This window comes from Loktanella salsilacus (assembly GCF_900114485.1).
GTDB classification, from domain to species: domain Bacteria; phylum Pseudomonadota; class Alphaproteobacteria; order Rhodobacterales; family Rhodobacteraceae; genus Loktanella; species Loktanella salsilacus.
Window position 1 is genome coordinate 47,832 of sequence record NZ_FOTF01000002.1, and the last position, 15,715, is coordinate 63,546.

General features: G+C 62.6%; 15 protein-coding genes. 11 read left to right on the top strand and 4 right to left on the bottom strand.

The window, feature by feature from the left end:
- Window positions 1-5: 5 nt before the first annotated feature.
- Window positions 6-596, top strand: a complete 591-nt coding sequence (locus BM131_RS01755) for an outer membrane protein (RefSeq protein WP_090184777.1) — start codon at window positions 6-8, stop codon at window positions 594-596.
- A 70-nt stretch (window positions 597-666) separates the two neighbouring features.
- Here the strand turns inward: BM131_RS01755 and BM131_RS01760 are convergent, their stop codons facing one another.
- Entirely contained in the window at window positions 667-1,839 is a 1,173-nt protein-coding gene (locus tag BM131_RS01760) for a pyridoxal phosphate-dependent aminotransferase (RefSeq protein ID WP_090184780.1), read from the bottom strand.
- A gap of 239 nt (window positions 1,840-2,078) precedes the next feature.
- Here BM131_RS01760 and cysS point away from each other — a divergent pair, with 239 nt between their 5' ends.
- The 3 genes from cysS to BM131_RS01775 all read left to right on the top strand — a co-directional run bounded on the left by cysS (window position 2,079) and on the right by BM131_RS01775 (window position 6,012).
- Window positions 2,079-3,524 (top strand): cysteine--tRNA ligase, encoded by a 1,446-nt coding sequence (gene cysS, locus BM131_RS01765; protein ID WP_090184783.1) that lies wholly within the window; start codon window positions 2,079-2,081, stop codon window positions 3,522-3,524.
- A gap of 70 nt (window positions 3,525-3,594) precedes the next feature.
- Complete coding sequence (gene cimA / locus BM131_RS01770; RefSeq protein ID WP_090184785.1) at window positions 3,595-5,214, top strand: citramalate synthase; 1,620 nt, start codon at window positions 3,595-3,597, stop codon at window positions 5,212-5,214.
- A 30-nt stretch (window positions 5,215-5,244) separates the two neighbouring features.
- Complete coding sequence (locus tag BM131_RS01775; RefSeq protein WP_090184788.1) at window positions 5,245-6,012, top strand: squalene/phytoene synthase family protein; 768 nt, start codon at window positions 5,245-5,247, stop codon at window positions 6,010-6,012.
- Here the strand turns inward: BM131_RS01775 and BM131_RS01780 are convergent.
- Genes BM131_RS01780 through cobA form a run of 3 tightly spaced genes read right to left on the bottom strand, consistent with a single transcriptional unit; the run spans window position 6,009 to window position 9,422 of the window.
- Window positions 6,009-7,223, bottom strand: a complete 1,215-nt coding sequence (locus BM131_RS01780; RefSeq protein ID WP_090184791.1) for an MFS transporter — start codon at window positions 7,221-7,223, stop codon at window positions 6,009-6,011. The two genes, BM131_RS01775 and BM131_RS01780, sit on opposite strands and share 4 nt — an antisense overlap.
- A gap of 27 nt (window positions 7,224-7,250) precedes the next feature.
- Entirely contained in the window at window positions 7,251-8,513 is a 1,263-nt protein-coding gene (locus BM131_RS01785; protein WP_090184794.1) for a cobyrinic acid a,c-diamide synthase CobB, read from the bottom strand.
- A gap of 57 nt (window positions 8,514-8,570) precedes the next feature.
- Entirely contained in the window at window positions 8,571-9,422 is an 852-nt protein-coding gene (cobA, locus tag BM131_RS01790; protein ID WP_090184799.1) for a uroporphyrinogen-III C-methyltransferase, read from the bottom strand.
- Between the two features lie 85 nt (window positions 9,423-9,507).
- Between cobA and BM131_RS01795 the strand changes: the two genes are divergently transcribed.
- The 7 genes from BM131_RS01795 (at window position 9,508) to zwf (ending at window position 15,713) form a co-directional block, all read left to right on the top strand.
- Window positions 9,508-10,560: a cobalt-precorrin-5B (C(1))-methyltransferase gene (locus tag BM131_RS01795; protein ID WP_090184802.1), complete on the top strand. Its 1,053-nt coding sequence runs from the start codon at window positions 9,508-9,510 to the stop codon at window positions 10,558-10,560.
- On the top strand, window positions 10,557-11,288 hold the full coding sequence (locus tag BM131_RS01800; RefSeq protein WP_090184805.1) for a cobalt-precorrin-6A reductase: 732 nt from the start codon (window positions 10,557-10,559) through the stop codon (window positions 11,286-11,288). Before BM131_RS01795 ends, BM131_RS01800 begins: the two co-directional genes overlap by 4 nt.
- The gene (locus BM131_RS01805; protein ID WP_090185328.1) at window positions 11,285-11,914 is read left to right on the top strand and encodes a DNA-3-methyladenine glycosylase family protein; all 630 of its coding nucleotides are present in this window, start codon (window positions 11,285-11,287) and stop codon (window positions 11,912-11,914) included. The genes BM131_RS01800 and BM131_RS01805 overlap by 4 nt, the downstream gene beginning before the upstream one ends.
- The gene (locus tag BM131_RS01810) at window positions 11,911-12,579 is read left to right on the top strand and encodes an alpha/beta hydrolase (protein WP_090184808.1); all 669 of its coding nucleotides are present in this window, start codon (window positions 11,911-11,913) and stop codon (window positions 12,577-12,579) included. The genes BM131_RS01805 and BM131_RS01810 overlap by 4 nt, the downstream gene beginning before the upstream one ends.
- A 58-nt stretch (window positions 12,580-12,637) precedes the next feature.
- Window positions 12,638-13,384: a GGDEF domain-containing protein gene (locus BM131_RS01815; protein ID WP_090184811.1), complete on the top strand. Its 747-nt coding sequence runs from the start codon at window positions 12,638-12,640 to the stop codon at window positions 13,382-13,384.
- A 176-nt stretch (window positions 13,385-13,560) separates the two neighbouring features.
- On the top strand, window positions 13,561-14,145 hold the full coding sequence (locus BM131_RS01820; protein WP_090184814.1) for an HNH endonuclease: 585 nt from the start codon (window positions 13,561-13,563) through the stop codon (window positions 14,143-14,145).
- Window positions 14,146-14,258: 113 nt separating this feature from the next.
- The gene (zwf, locus tag BM131_RS01825) at window positions 14,259-15,713 is read left to right on the top strand and encodes a glucose-6-phosphate dehydrogenase (RefSeq protein WP_090184817.1); all 1,455 of its coding nucleotides are present in this window, start codon (window positions 14,259-14,261) and stop codon (window positions 15,711-15,713) included.
- Window positions 15,714-15,715: the final 2 nt, after the last annotated feature.

The following is a 15,715-nucleotide window of genomic DNA, read 5'->3' on the forward strand; positions in this document are numbered from 1 at the left end:
ACAAAATGAAAAACGTAATGATCGCAAGCGTCGTCGCTTCGCTGACCGCAACTGCATCCTTCGCTGGTGGCATCGCTGAGCCCGTCATGACCGTTGCACCCGCAGCGCCCGTGGCTGTTGCTGCTCCTGTCGTCATGACCAACGACTGGTCCGGCTTCTACGCTGGTGCACAGGTTGGTTTTGGTCAGCTGGAAGCTGAACTTGACGACGTATCCGCTGACGAAGACCTGACTGCATACGGCGTTCAGGGCGGTTACCTGTACGACCTGGGCAAGTTCGTTGTCGGTGCAGAAGCTGCTTACACCCAGCTGGACGTTGATGGCGCTGACGACAACGCTGACGTGCTGCGCGCTGGTGTGATCGCTGGTTACGACGCTGGTCGTTTCCTGCCATACGTGACCGCTGGTTACGCCAACGTTGATGCCGATGGCGTCGATGACGATGGCTACTACTACGGTGCTGGCGTTGACTACGCTGTGACTTCCAAAGTCCGCGTTGGTGTTGAGTACCTCGAGCACAAGTTCGACAACTTCAACGACTCCGATGTCGACCTGACTGCAAAGACAACTTCGCTGAAAGTGTCCTACGTATTCTAATGACGTAGCGCCGAGCATCGTTTCGGCGGCAAAGGGCACCCTTCGGGGTGCCCTTTTTGTTTGTGCGACCTTAACGCACCAGCGTTCCAGCAAAGCTGGCAATGCGGCGCAACGCATCGGCTAGCAGATCATCGGCCACAGTCATGGCCACGCGGATATGCCCCGCGCCGCCCGCGCCAAAGCTTTCGCCGGGCATGACGCCGATCAGCTCTGCATCTAGCAAGGCATTGGCAAAGTCTTCGCCGCTCATCCCCGTGGCGCGCACGTCCAGCATCGCGTACATCGCCCCGCTGATCGGTGCTGCGCGCACCGCGTTTTGCCCGGCCAGCGCGTCCATCACAATTTGGCGGCGGCGGCGGAACGGGGCGGCGACGGCCTCTTCTGCGGCGGCCCCTTGGCCAAGGGCGAACAGCGCCGCATCCTGCACAAAGCCCGCAACGCCGTAAGTGTTGTGCGTCGCCAGGTTGTGGATCGCGTGAATGACCTCCGCTGGCCCGCAGACCCAGCCGACGCGGCTGCCGGTCATCGCGTGGCTTTTCGACATGGAATTCACGATCAGCGTCCGCTCTGCCATGCCGGGCAGGGCGCGGGGGCTGATATGGGTGCCGTCCCAAACCTGCGTGTCGTACACCTCGTCCGAGATCAGCCACAGGTCATTGTCGCGGCACACATCGGCGATGTCATGCATCGTCTGTTCGGAATAGACCGCGCCAGTGGGGTTGTTGGGCGAGTTCACCAGCAGCGATTTTGCGCCCTTGGCGGCCGCGTCCAGATCGGCGCGCAGCGGTTGAAAACCGTTGTCCGCATGGGCCAATACCGCACGCGGCACAGCGCCGACGGCGCGGATCGTGCCGGGGTAGGTGGCGTAATAGGGGTCGATAAACACTGCCGTATCGCCGGGGTCACAAACCGCGTGATGGGCTGCAAACAGCGCCGCTTGGCCGCCGGGCACAATGATGACGTTGTCTGGCCCGGTCGGCACGCCCGTCTGGCGTTCAATCCGCGCGGCCACAGCCTTGCGCAGGCTGGGAAATCCCGGGACCGGGGAATAGCCCGTATTGCCGCCCCGGGCCGCGGCGTCCATCGCCGCCAAAATCGACGGGTCGGTGCGCGTGTCGTGTTCCCCCATCGATAGCAGTGTGACAGGTGCGCCAGAGGCTTTCAGGGCCAGCGCGCGGTAATGCACGCTCCACCCGTCAGAGCCGCCGCCAGTGATATGCGTGATGCGAGATGAGAGTTTCATACCCGCACCCAATCGGGGCAGATCGGCGAAGTCAAGCGGGGCGGGGGCGAAGTCAAGCAGGGTAGGCCAAGACTACTCGACAGGCGCAGGCGTCGGTGCTAAAGCAAGGATATGAACAAGCGCTGCACCCTTATTTGCTGCATTATTCCCTGCTGATCCAGTCCGCGGGCCGCTTTTTCACGTTTCTTTCCTGAACTGATGATCTAGGCCCGCAGGCGTAACGCCCGTGCGAGGCCCACATGACGACCGACCAGCCCATCATCCGTCTGCAGAACACCAAATCCCGCCGCCGCGAGGAGTTTGAGCCGCTCGATCCAAAGCGGGTCGGCATCTATTTGTGCGGCCCGACGGTCTATGACCGGGCGCACCTTGGCAATGCGCGGCCTGTGCTGGTGTTCGATGTGCTGTATCGCCTGCTGCGGCAGACCTACGGCGCGGAACACGTTGTCTACGTGCGCAATTTCACCGACGTTGACGACAAAATCAACGCCCGCGCCGCCGAAGCTGGCCGCGAGATTGGCGATATCACCGCCGAGACGATCCGCTGGTATCACGACGACATGGACGCGCTGGGTGCGCTGCGCCCGAACCACGAGCCGCGCGCGACCGATTTCATCGGCGCGATGGTCGATATGATCAACGAGCTGATCCTGCGCGGCAATGCCTACGAGGCAGAGGGCCATGTCCTGTTCGCGGTCGACAGCTATGACGCCTATGGCGCGCTGTCGGGCCGGTCGCTGGATGATATGATCGCGGGCAGCCGGGTCGAGGTCGCGCCGTATAAGCGCAATCCGATGGATTTCGTACTGTGGAAACCCTCTGGCGCGGGCCAGCCGGGCTGGGACAGCCCGTGGGGCGTTGGTCGTCCGGGCTGGCATATCGAATGCTCTGCCATGTCGCGCGCGCTGCTGGGCCCTGCGTTCGACATCCACGGCGGCGGCAACGATCTGCTGTTCCCACACCACGAAAACGAGATCGCCCAGTCCTGCTGCGCCGACCCTGAGGCGGGCTTTGCCACCTATTGGCTGCACAACGAGATGCTACAGGTCGAGGGCAAGAAGATGTCCAAGTCGCTGGGCAACTTCTTTACCGTGCGCGATTTGCTGGACGAAGGCATCAGCGGCGAGGTGATCCGCCTTGTGATGCTGGGCACGCATTATGGCAAGCCGATGGACTGGACCGCGAAAAAGCGGGACGACGCGGATGCGACCCTGCGGCGCTGGTATGGCATTCTGGCCGGCCACGGTTTCGGCCCTGCGCTGATCAAGGCGCTGAAGGCCGATGGCCAGTGGGAACCGGATGCGGAATTCCTTGGCGTGCTTGCCAATGACCTTAATACCCCCGGCGCGATTGCCCGGCTGCATGTGCTGGCCAAGGGTAAGACCCCGGCGCAGCTGGCAGGCTTTGCCCACGGGCTGGACCTGCTGGGGCTGGTCCCTGATTGGGCCGACCTGCCGCGCCTTGCGGGCGGTGAAGGCGGCGCGCAGGTGGATGACGCCATTGCCCAGCGGATCGACGCGCTACTGGACACGCGCGCCAAGGCGCGGGCGTCCAAGGATTGGGATATGGCCGACCGGGTGCGCGACATCCTGACCGCCGCTGGTGTGGTCGTCACCGACGTCGGCGGGCAAGCCAGCTGGGCCGCCGGTCCTAATTTCGATGCCGCAGCACTCGTAGATCTGTAATGCCGAATTTTCGTCGAAAATTCGGAAAAGGCAAATTTTCGGCGAAAATTTGTACGCCAGAGGAGAAGGTATGACCAAGGAACGTTTGTATCTGTACGACACCACTTTGCGCGATGGCCAGCAAACGCAGGGGGTGCAGTTTTCAACCTCTGAAAAGCTAAAGATCACTGCGGTGCTGGACGCTCTTGGCGTGGATTACATCGAAGGCGGCTGGCCCGGCGCGAACCCGACCGACAGCGAGTATTTCGAGCAGGTCGGCCCGATGCGTCCGGTGCTGACCGCCTTTGGCATGACCAAGCGGGCTGGCCGGTCTGCGGAAAACGACGATGTGCTGGCGGCGGTGCTGAATGCCAATACGCCTGCGGTTTGCCTTGTCGGCAAGTCGCATTCGTTCCACGTGTCCACCGCGCTTGGCATCACCAACGACGAGAATACAGAAAACATCCGCGTCTCTGTCGCGCATATCGTGGCCCAAGGGCGCGAGGCGATGCTGGACGCAGAGCATTTCTTTGACGGCTATGCGTCCGATCCGGCCTATGCGCTGGAAGCGGTTCACGCCGCCCATGACGCCGGCGCGCGCTGGATCGTGCTGTGCGATACCAACGGCGGCAGCTTGCCCGATGATGTGGGCCGAGTGGTGGCCGAGGTGATCGCCAGCGGCATCCCCGGCGATAAGCTGGGTATCCATACGCATAACGACACGGAACACGCTGTGGCAAATACGCTTGCGGCGGTGCTTGCAGGCGCGCGGCAAGTGCAAGGCACGCTGAACGGTCTAGGAGAGCGCTGCGGCAATGCCAACCTGACCACGCTGATCCCGACACTTTTGCTCAAAGAACCCTTTGCCAGCCGGTTCGAGACGGGCGTGACGCTTGAGGCGCTGAAAGGCCTGAAAAAGGCCAGCCGCGTGCTGGATGATATCCTGAACCGGGTGCCCGCCAAGCAAGCCGCTTACGTCGGCAGTTCGGCCTTTGCCCATAAGGCAGGGCTGCATGCCAGCGCGATCGCCAAAGACCCTACGACCTATGAGCACATCGATCCGGCGCTTGTCGGCAACGCGCGCATCGTGCCGATGTCCAACCAAGCTGGCCAGTCGAACCTGCGCGAGCGGTTGATGCAAGCCGGACTAGAGGTGGAGCGGGGCGATCCGCGTCTGCCGCGTATCCTTGACCGTATCAAAGAGATGGAATCGCAGGGGTATTCCTATGATACCGCGCAGGCCAGTTTCGAGCTGCTGGCGCGTAAAGAGCTGGGGATGCTGCCAGAGTTCTTTGAGGTCAAACGCTACCGCGTCACGGTCGAGCGGCGCCGCAACAAGCGCGGCAAGATGGTCAGCCTGTCCGAAGCCGTCGTCGTGGTGAAGGTCGCGGGCGAGAAGGTCCTGAATGTCTCAGAATCCATCGGACCCGACGGGTCGGACCGCGGCCCGGTGAACGCGCTGTCGCGCGCCTTGGCCAAGGATTTGGGGCCATATCAGGCAATCATCGACGATCTGCGCCTTATCGATTTCAAGGTCCGTATCACCGATGGCGGCACAGAGGCTGTGACCCGTGTCATCATTGATAGCGCCGATGCACAGGGCCGGACATGGTCGACTGTGGGCGTCAGCGCGAATATCGTCGATGCGTCCTTTGATGCGCTGCTTGATGCGATCAATTGGAAGCTGATCCGTGATGGGGCGACTGTTTGATTTTGAGTGTATTTGGCAAGGTGAAATCCGATGAGCTTTGAGGCCTGCGCGCAGCTGGTGGAGCGGGGCGATCCGGTGCGGTTTCGCGCTGCGATGGCTGCGCCCGTGGCAGCGCGCCGCGTCTTGTTTCCGCTTTATGCCTTTAACCTAGAAGTCGCGCGGGCCCCTTGGGTGACCAAGGAAGCGATGATCGCCGAGATGCGGCTGCAATGGTGGCGTGACGTGCTGGAGGAAGTGGCGTCGGGTCAAACTGTACGGCGCCATGAGGTTACCGATGCTTTGGCGCAGGTGCTTGATCCCGAAGGCGCGCGGGCATTGGATGAGCTTGTCGCGATGCGGCGCTGGGATGTCTATTCCGATGTGTTCGAGGATCGCGCGCATCTGGACAGCTATATCGCGGCGACCTCTGGCGCGTTGATGGGGGTTGCGGCGCGGCTGCTAGGGCCAGCGGATGCGGATGTTGTCGCCGATTATGCTTACGGTGTCGGCGTTGCGAATTTTCTGCGGGCTATTCCGGCGCTGGAAGATGCAGGGCGCAAGCCTTTGATCGATGGCACGCCGGACGGTGTGCGCGATCTGGCGCGGGATGCGCTGGCGCGGCTTGACAGAGCGCGGGGGATGCGGCGCAAGGTGTCCAAGGCGGCAGGCGCGGCGTTGCTGCCGGGCTGGCAAGCGCGGGGTGTTCTGGTTCGCGCCGCGCAAGAGCCCGCGCGCGTGGTCGAGGGGCTGCTGGAGCCCGCGCCCGTCGCGGATCAGCTGCGCCTGGCGCGGGCCGCGACCTTTGGTTGGTGGCGTTAAGCGAGCGGCCTGCGGGCGCTAAAGATCAGCCAGATCAGCGCGCCGCCCGCCAGCACCAGCAGCGGGATCATTGCCATATTGACCATGTTCCAGCCTTGCACCGCAGAGCCGCCAGCGCAGTTCATGAGCCCGCCAGAGGCAAGCGACGCGACGGTGACCATGCCAAACACGATGGTATCGTTCAGGCCTTGGACAACGCCGCGCTCTGCCGTGTTATGGCTGCCGGCGAGCATTGTGGTGGCTCCGATGAAGCCGAAGTTCCAGCCAATTCCTAGCAGCACCAGCGCGCCAAAGAAGTTGCCAAGCGTCACGCCGGACAGGGCGACCATGCCGGCAAGGCCAAGGATCACAAGACCTGCGCCGACGATTTTCGTTACGCCAAAGCGGGCGATCAGGTGGCCGGTGAAGAAGCTGGGCAAATACATCGCGATGACGTGGGCTGACACGATGTCGTTGGCGTTATTCTTGGTAAAGCCGCAGCCGACGACGGCCAGCGGGGTCGAGGTCATCACGAGGTTCATCAGCGCATAAGACACCATGCCGCAGACGATCGCGACGACGATGCGCGGGTCACGCAGCAGCTGCCCCCGCGTGCGGGGCGGGATGGCGTGAAGGACCTGAGGCTGGCCGCGGGTGCCTTTCGGCAGGTCGAGGAAAAAGAACAGGCTCATGCCGACCAGATTGATGCCAGCGACCGCTAGGTAGGTGCCAAGGAAGGGCACGACCAACGCGTCTTGGACCAGTTTGTTGAGTTGCGGGCCGATCAGGGCCGAGATTAATCCGCCCGCCAGCACGTATGAAATCGCCTTGGGCTTAAAGCTGTCAGAGGCGGTATCGGCGGCGGCGAAGCGGTAAAAGCCCTGCGCGCTCATGTAGATGCCGGTGAAGAATGAACCGAGCAGCAAGATCGCGAAGGAGCCGACATAAAGGCCGTATGCTGCAATCAGCGCACCCAGCGCGCCAGCGGCGGCCCCAAGGACAAAGCCAAAGCGGCGGCCTCGGCGCTGCATCAGCGGGGATAGCCAAGGGGCGGTGGTCATGGAGCTGAAGACGATAAAGGTGATCGGCAAGGTCGCGAGGCAGATAATTGGCGACAGCATGCCACCTGCAAGGCCGCCAATCACAAAGATCATCGGCATCTGCGCGCCCAGTAGCGCCTGCGCGGCAACCAGCACCGCGACGTTTCGTTTGGCGCGCGAATCGTCGATCATGGGGGAGTCCTTATATCGTTGCCGATCTTATGCCCCGTCGATGATGTGGGCGAAAGACCCCGCGACCCGGCCAAGGCGCAGGCCCATCGGCGGCAGGGCATCGCCTGCGGCGTCTTGGGCGGTGAACAGCGGATCACCTGCGGCGCGGCTGGTGGTGGCATAGTGAAATTCGTGACCGCGCCATGCGCCGGCAAAGGGGCCATGCATGGCGTGCAGCTGGCGATAGCCAAGGTGCAATTTGCGTGCGGCAAAAGAGGTGTCGAGCCGCAGCAGCCCTGCCATGGCGTGCACGGTGCCATCGGCGGTCGTCAGGCTGTCGCCAAGGGTCATATACCCGCCACATTCTCCATATATATCAGTTGATTGTGCGGCGTTCTTCAAGCTTTGCATGAAGGTCTGGGCAGCAGCAAGCTGGGGGGCGTAAAGCTCTGGGTAGCCGCCGGGCAGGATGATCAGATCGGCGTCAGGTACAGGGTCATTGGCGAGTGGCGAGAAGGGCGTGATCTGCGCGCCAGCGGCCTGCCAGTCTTGCAGCTGGTGGGGGTAGAAAAAGGAAAACGCGACATCCTGCGCGATGGCAATGCGTTGCGCGGGCGGCGGCGCGGTCCGGGTGCTTGGCGCGGGCAAAGGCTGCGCCAAGGCCGTCAGCGCTGCCAGATCGCAGCCCGCTGTGACCCAATCGGCGGCGCGGTCCAGAAATGCGGGCAATGCGGGGTCTTCCATCGCTTGCTCTAAGCCAAGGTGCCGGGACGGGCGGGCCAGATCATCGCGGCGGGGCAAGGCCCCCAAGATCGGCAGGCCAAGGGGGCCAAGCGCGCGGCGCAGCATGGCGGCGTGCCGGTCTGATCCGACCTTGTTCAGGATGATGCCAGCGATGCGGACAGCGGGGTCATGATGGGCAAATCCCGCCACCAGCGGCGCAATGGACTGCGCCATGCGGGCGGCGTCGACAATCAGGACGACGGGCAGGCCAAGGATCCGCGCCAGATCAGCGCTGGAGCCTGCCCTGTCCGGCGGGGCGCCGTCGAAAAGGCCCATGGCCCCCTCGATCAAGAGTAAATCCTCGGTCGCCGCGCGGGACTGGGTGGCGGCGGCGGACATCGCCCAAGCGTCAAGGTTCAGGCAGGGCTTGCCCGTGGCCGCGGCATGATAGGCGGGGTCAATGTAGTCGGGGCCGGATTTCGCGCCGCGCACGCAGACGCCAGCGCGGGTGAGGGCGCGCAGCAGCCCAAGCGTGACGGTGGTCTTGCCGCTGCCGGACGCGGGGGCCGCGAGGATCAGGCCCGGCATCGGGCCACTGATGCCTCCGGCGGGAGTATTTTTGGCAAGATGATGAGGGGCATGGGCTTAGGCCGATTCTGCAGGCAGGCCGCGGCCGAGAGGGTCGAGGTTGCGCGGCCCCTCGCCCTGCGCCATGCCTTGCCAGTCCAAGACTTGGCGCATCAGCACCGAGCGGCCGATGCAGATGATGGCGGGCGGCTCGAAATTGCCCGCAGCGATGTCATCGACGATGGTGCCAAGCGTGGTCTCTAACACTTGCTGGTCCGGCGTTGTGGCATTGGTGACGACGGCGCAAGGTTCTGACGCCGGGCGGCCAGCGGCGCGCATATGGGCGGCAATTTGGGCGACGTGTTTCATGCCCATATAAATCACGATGACCTGGCTGCCCTTGGCAATCGAAGCCCAGTCGAGGGCGCTGGGGGTATTGCCGCTTTGGTCGTGGCCGGTGACGAAGGTGACAGATTGGTTCACGTCGCGGTGGGTCACAGGGATGCCCGCATAGGCCAGCCCACCGATGCCCGCGCTGATGCCGGGAATAATACGCACGGGGATGCCGTGCTGCACGAGGGTCTGCGCCTCTTCTCCGCCGCGGCCAAAGACGAAAGGATCGCCGCCCTTGAGGCGCAGCACGCGTTTGCCTGCACGGGCCAGATCAACAAGGCGCAGCGAGATATCGCGCTGCACGGCAGAGGGTTTTCCGCCGCGTTTGCCCGCGTAGATGTGTTCGGCCTGCGGGGCCCAGTCCAGGATCGCCTCTTGCACCAGCGCGTCGTAGATCACGACGTCGGCTTGGCGCAGCGCGTTCAGCGCATGCAGCGTCAGCAGGCCCGGATCACCGGGTCCAGCGCCGCAAAGCCAGACCCAGCCGGGTTGCAATGTGGGCCAGTCAAAAGCGGGAAGGTTTACGGTTTGAGTCATAGGATTGTTATGGAGCGAACCGGGATGATTGAAAAGTGCGGGATGCGGCATTTTCAAGTGCCGCTGCGGCGGCTAAGGTCGCGATATGACACGCAAGCCCGATGGCCCTTTGCGCCGTGGCTGGACCACGGGCGCCTGCGCGACAGCGGCCACGCGGGCCGCCTTGCTGCGCTTGTGGGGCGGCAGCTTTCCAAAAGATGTGCAGATCACCTTGCCCAAGGGCGAGGTGCCGGTCTTTGCCTTGGCGCATACGGACGCCGGCGATGGCTGGGCCGAGGTAGGTATTACCAAAGACGCGGGCGATGATCCGGATGTCACCCATGGCGCGCTGATCATTGTGCGCGTCGCGCAGAGCGCAGGCGGCGGCGGTGTGACGTTTCATGCGGGCGAGGGGGTCGGCATGGTCACAAAAGCGGGCCTGCCGATTGGGGTGGGCGAGCCTGCGATCAACCCGGTGCCGCGCCAAATGATGACGGCGCAGGTCGAAGAGCTTGCGGCTGAGTTTGGCCAGCCTGCCGATATCGCGATTACGGTCAGTATTCCGGGCGGCGCGCAGATTGCGCAAAAGACGTGGAACCCGCGTCTGGGGATTCTTGGCGGGCTGTCAGTGCTTGGGACCACAGGCATCGTGCGGCCGTTTTCATGCGCCGCTTGGATTGCGTCGATCCACCGCGGTGTTGATGTGGCGCGGGCGGACGGCGTGCACCATGTGGCTGGCTGCACCGGATCGACCAGCGAGGCGGCGGTGCAAAAGCTGATGGGGCTGCCCGATCACGCCATGCTGGATATGGGTGATTTTGCCGGGGGTATGTTAAAATACCTTAAACGCCATCCGGTCCCGCGTGTGACCATCGGCGGCGGCATAGGAAAGCTGACGAAACTGGCGCAGGGGGCGCTTGATCTGCACTCTGGCCGCAGTCAGGTTGATTTTCAGGCGCTAGCTGTGATGTGCGGCGATCCGCGACTCGCGCAGGCGAACACCGCCTTGCAAGCCTATGAGATCGCAGGAAAACCAATGGCGCAAGCGGTCGCGGACCGCGCGCTTGCAGTCGTCCAAACCGGATTTGGGGGCGAGATGCAGTTCGACATCGTGGTGATCGACCGGGCTGGCACCATTTTGGCGCGGGCCGGCGCATGACGCTGTTGCTACTGGCCGGATCGGGCGAGGCGCGGCAGATCGCGGCGGCGCTGGCACAGGCCGGCGTCGATGCGGTTGCCTCCTTGGCCGGGGCGACGCAGCGGGCGAAACCCTTGCCCCTGCCAATGCGCGTCGGCGGGTTTGGCGGGCGGGGCGGGTTCATTGCCTATGTGAAAGAGGCCGGGATTACCGCCGTGCTGGATGCAACCCATCCTTTTGCGGACCAGATCACCGCGCGTACCGCGGCCATTTGCGCGGAACTGGGATTGCCGTATCTGTATCATCTGCGCGCGCCTTGGGTGGCCGGCACGGGCGATAACTGGCAGGAAATTGCCCGCGAGGAAGACGCCGCCGCGCTCATTCCACAGGGCAAGACTGTCTTCCTTGGCACCGGGCGACAGACGTTGGACCGCTTTGCCAATCTGGCAGGGCGGCGTTTGATTTGCCGCCAGATCGATCCGCCGACCGGGCCTTTCCCCTTTGAAGGGGGCAAATTCCTGATCGGGCGGCCGCCGTTTTCGGTAGAGCATGAAATGGAACTTTTTGCCGCCCTTGGCATCGACTGGATTGTTGTCAAAAACGCTGGCGGGGACGCCAGCCGCACCAAACTGACCGCTGCGCGCGCGCTTGGGATACCTGTCTTGATGATCCGCCGCCCGCCGCCGCCCGAAGGGGCGCAGATCACAGATTCTGTTGATGCGGCAGTGGCTTGGGCGCTCTCGCAGTGACGGGGCGTATCATCCAAGGCGACGCCTGTGTCGCAGAAGGCGCCGCATGGCTGGCTGCCCGCGATCCGCGCTTTAAACGGGCGCTTGGGCTGGTCACACCGCTGCCTTTGCGGCTGCGCAGCGACGGTTTCGCGGCGCTTGTGTCCGCTATTTGCGGCCAGCAGGTCAGCGTCGCCTCGGCCAATGCGATTTTTGGCCGGCTAGATGCGGCGGGCATGACGGACCCGCAGAATGTGCTGAAAAGCAGCGAAGACGATTTGCGCGCCCTTGGCCTGTCGCGGCCCAAGGCGCGTTATGTCCACGCGCTGGCGCAGGCGCAGCTGGATTACGCCGCCCTGCGCGCGATGCCGAGCGATCAGGTCATCAGCACGCTGGTCGCTGTCCCCGGCATTGGCATCTGGACCGCCGAGATTTACGCCATGTTTAGCCTTGGCCGCGCCGATGTCTTTGCCCCCGGCGATCTGGCCTTGCAAGAAGGGGCGCGGCAGCTGTTTGATCTGCCCGCCCGGCCCACGGATAAGGCCCTGCGCGTCATGGCAGAAGACTGGTCGCCTTGGCGCTCTGTTGCGGCGCGGCTGCTCTGGGCCTATTACGCGCATATGAAATCACGCGAGGGAATTCGATGACACGCGCACTTAACGCAGGCCGCAAGGAACCGGCATCAGGCGAGGTCCGCGCAGCGGTCGTCTTTTTGCACGGTTACGGCGCGAACGGGGCTGATCTGCTGGGGCTGGCCGATCCGCTGGCCGACCACATGCCCGACACGCTGTTCATCGCCCCCGACGCGCCAGAAGACTGCGCAGGATCGCCCATGGGCTTTCAGTGGTTCCCGATCCCGTGGATCGACGGATCATCCGAAGAGGAATCAGAGGAAGGCATGCGCCACGCCGCCGACGATCTGAACGCCTTTCTGGACGGCATTATGGTCGATGAAGACCTGCTGCCTGAACAGGTCATGGTGCTGGGCTTTTCCCAAGGCACGATGATGGCGCTGCATGTGTTGCCCCGGCGCGAAGACCCGGTGGCGGGCATCGTCGCCATCTCTGGCCGCCTGTTGCAGCCGGACTTGCTGGTGGACGAGGTCGTGTGCCGCCCCCCCGTTTTGCTGATCCACGGCGATCAGGACAACGTCGTGCCGCCCCAATCCCTACCGCTGGCGGCGGAAGCGCTGCAAGGCGCAGGCTGGACCGAAGTCTTTGCCCACGTCATGAAAGGCACCGCCCACGGCATCGCGCCGGACGGATTGCAGGTCGCGCTGGCCTTTATGGCTGACCGTTTGGGCATGGATTAAGACTTTATTCGTAATGTCCCTGTAACGATCCCCTTGCCGCATCAATGGCAGAGGGATCGTGGACAGACTTGTAAAGATCATCGCACCACGCAACGCCTTTGACTTCGTCTTTAAGGCGGTTGTTTTGCTGTTAATCATCGGTTTGATGAACTGGGGCCGCGACTTTTTGAAAGCTGGGGCGAACCACAACGGCTTTATGTACAACTTCCGCGACGGTGCGATTGTTGGAACGCCGTTTGTGATCCTAAGCCTTGCCTTGGTTGGGCATTTGGCCCGTTTGCAGGCCAAGCTGCTTCGCTTGGCCACAACGGATATGTTGACGGGGCTGCCGAACCGGCGGGCGTTTTTGGATGGTATTGCGGGCGACGACCAGTTGCGACAGCGCGGCGCGCTGCTGATGATCGATCTGGATCATTTCAAGCGGATCAATGATTCCTATGGCCATCAGGTTGGCGATATCTGCCTGCGGGCCGCGGCCGATTTCCTGCGCGAACAGGTGAAATCCAACATTGCCTGCGCCCGTTTGGGAGGAGAGGAGTTTGGCATCTTTGTGCCCGGTGATGCGCCGGGAAGCGCTGCCTTGGCCGGGCATCTTGCCAATGGTCTGGTGGTCGATTTGCCCGATGCGGGCATGATCGCATTGACGATGTCGATTGGCCTGACCAAAGGCGACGCAGGCCAAGGCATCGGTATGGTCATGGCCCGCGCCGACCGCGCGCTATACGTGGCCAAGGCGCAAGGGCGCGCACGGGTTGCCAAGTGGACCCCGCAGATTGAAGCACAGCCTTTTCCCAGGGCGGTTTGATTTATCTTTAGGCTGTCACACAGGCTTTACCTTGTGCAGTCAGACCTGCGACATCTGGCGCCTAAAATAACTGTTGGTTTTTGAAGGGCACCAGATATAGTTTTCCCGACGCGGCCGGTGCGGTCCCGTGGCAAGGGTGCCGTCAGCCGGCCGCCAGCAGATGGGTGCAGGCGGTGATGGACGGTGATTTCAGAACGGATTTTGTGCGCGAACCGGGGGCGTTGAAACACTTCCCCGCCTTGGTGCTGAACGCGGATTACAGGCCCTTGTCCTATTACCCGCTCTCGCTTTGGCCTTGGCAAGAGGCGGTCAAGGCGGCGTTTTTAGACCGGGTCACGATCATATCCGAATACGACGAAGAGGTGCACAGCCCTTCGACGCGGATCAGGATCCCTTCGGTCGTCGTCCTCAAAGATTATGTCAAACCTCAAAAGCGCGTGGCCTTCACGCGCTTTAATTTATTTTTAAGGGACGAATTCTGCTGCCAATACTGCGGCAGCCGGGGCGATCTGACCTTTGACCACGTTCTGCCGCGCGCGCGGGGCGGGGTCACCAGCTGGACCAACGTTGTTGCCGCGTGCAGCCCTTGCAACCTGCGTAAAGGCTCGCGTTTGCTGAAGCAGTCTGGGTTGAGCCTGCGCAAACCGCCGCGCCAGCCCATGGCATCAGAGCTGAACAATATCGGGCGCAAGTTTCCACCGGGGCATCTGCATGACAGCTGGATGGACTACCTTTATTGGGATGCAGAGCTGGAGGCGTAAACCAACCTGTGAAAAGCGGTTGGCACGGGGGCGGCATGCGCTAGACTTTCCCGGCCTTGCTGGGTATCAGAAAGGCGTTAGCGCTAACGCGCCCATCAGCAGCCGGAGTCTCCATGGTTTCTCGCGTCATTCCTGTCGATGAATTCGACCTTGTCATCTTTGGTGGAACCGGCGACTTGGCCCGCCGCAAAATCTTGCCGGGCCTGTTCCGCCGCTTTCTAGCAGGGCAGATGCCGGTGGGCAGCCGGATCATCGGCGCGGCACGGTCCGATCTGGATAGCGCCGGATATCGTGACATGATCAAAGACGCGATTACCGAGTTTGGCGGCGCAGAAAAGAACGATTCCAAAGGCTTGCAGGACTTTCTTGATGCGCTGCATTACGTCACGATCGATGCCACTGGCGATGCGGGCTGGTCTGATCTGGCGGCGCTAAATCGCGACGGGGTCGTGCGCGCCTTCTACTTCTCGGTCGCGCCCTCGCTGTTCGGTGCTTTGGCGGAACGGCTGCACAATCATGGCATCGCCAATGCAGACAGCCGGATCGTTGTCGAAAAACCCTTTGGCCGCGATCTGGAAAGCGCCAAGGCGCTGAACGACACGCTGGCCACCCACTTTGCCGAGGGCCAGATTTACCGCATCGATCATTATTTGGGCAAGGAAACCGTCCAGAACCTGATGGCGGTTCGCTTTGGCAACGTCTTGTTCGAGCCGCTTTGGAATAGTCACTACGTCGATCACATCCAGATTACGGTTGCTGAAACCGTCGGTGTTGGCGGGCGCGGCAGCTATTACGACAAGTCTGGCGCGATGCGCGATATGGTGCAGAACCACCTGATGCAGCTGCTGTGCCTGATCGCGATGGAGCCGCCAAGCGTCTTTGGTGCCGACGAGGTGCGCGACGAAAAGCTGAAAGTTATCCGTGCCTTGCAGCCCGTGGAAAGCCACCACATCGTGCGCGGCCAATATGACGCAAGCGGCGACAGCCCCGGCTATCGCGCCGATGTCGAAGACCCGCGCAGCTTTACCGAAAGCTTTATCGCGATGAAGGTGAATGTGGCGAATTGGCGGTGGGCCGATACGCCGATCTATCTGCGCACCGGCAAAAAGATGAAGGTTCGCACGTCGGAAATCGCCGTGGTGTTCAAGGACCTTGGCCATTCGATCTTTGAAGGTGACACGGCGCGGCACCGCAACATTCTGGCGATACGTTTGCAGCCGAACGAGGGCATGGACCTGCAGGTCACGATCAAGGAACCCGGCCCCGGCGGCATGCGTTTGATTGATGTGCCGCTGGACATGACCTTTGCCGATGCGCTTGGCGAAGATAGTGAACCAGCGACCGACGCCTACGAGCGTCTGATCATGGACGTCATTCGCGGCAACCAAACGCTGTTCATGCGCGGAGACGAGGTCGAGGCCGCTTGGGCTTGGACCGACCCGCTGATCAATGGCTGGGAGGCGCGGAACGATGTGCCGAAATTGTACGATCAAGGCAGCGCCGGGCCAGAGGACGCGATGATGCTGATGCACCGCGATGGCCGGCGTTGGCGCGACATCAAAGGATAAGT

Bases quoted from the DNA above. Each gene is read 5' to 3' on its own strand.
- BM131_RS01755 (WP_090184777.1), top strand. From the start codon at position 6: ATGAAAAACGTAATGATCGCAAGCGTCGTCGCTTCGCTGACCGCAACT.
- BM131_RS01760 (WP_090184780.1), bottom strand. From the start codon at position 1,839: ATGAAACTCTCATCTCGCATCACGCATATCACTGGCGGCGGCTCTGAC.
- cysS (WP_090184783.1), top strand. From the start codon at position 2,079: ATGACGACCGACCAGCCCATCATCCGTCTGCAGAACACCAAATCCCGC.
- cimA (WP_090184785.1), top strand. From the start codon at position 3,595: ATGACCAAGGAACGTTTGTATCTGTACGACACCACTTTGCGCGATGGC.
- BM131_RS01775 (WP_090184788.1), top strand. From the start codon at position 5,245: ATGAGCTTTGAGGCCTGCGCGCAGCTGGTGGAGCGGGGCGATCCGGTG.
- BM131_RS01780 (WP_090184791.1), bottom strand. From the start codon at position 7,223: ATGATCGACGATTCGCGCGCCAAACGAAACGTCGCGGTGCTGGTTGCC.
- BM131_RS01785 (WP_090184794.1), bottom strand. From the start codon at position 8,513: ATGCCGGGCCTGATCCTCGCGGCCCCCGCGTCCGGCAGCGGCAAGACC.
- cobA (WP_090184799.1), bottom strand. From the start codon at position 9,422: ATGACTCAAACCGTAAACCTTCCCGCTTTTGACTGGCCCACATTGCAA.
- BM131_RS01795 (WP_090184802.1), top strand. From the start codon at position 9,508: ATGACACGCAAGCCCGATGGCCCTTTGCGCCGTGGCTGGACCACGGGC.
- BM131_RS01800 (WP_090184805.1), top strand. From the start codon at position 10,557: ATGACGCTGTTGCTACTGGCCGGATCGGGCGAGGCGCGGCAGATCGCG.
- BM131_RS01810 (WP_090184808.1), top strand. From the start codon at position 11,911: ATGACACGCGCACTTAACGCAGGCCGCAAGGAACCGGCATCAGGCGAG.
- BM131_RS01820 (WP_090184814.1), top strand. From the start codon at position 13,561: ATGGACGGTGATTTCAGAACGGATTTTGTGCGCGAACCGGGGGCGTTG.
- zwf (WP_090184817.1), top strand. From the start codon at position 14,259: ATGGTTTCTCGCGTCATTCCTGTCGATGAATTCGACCTTGTCATCTTT.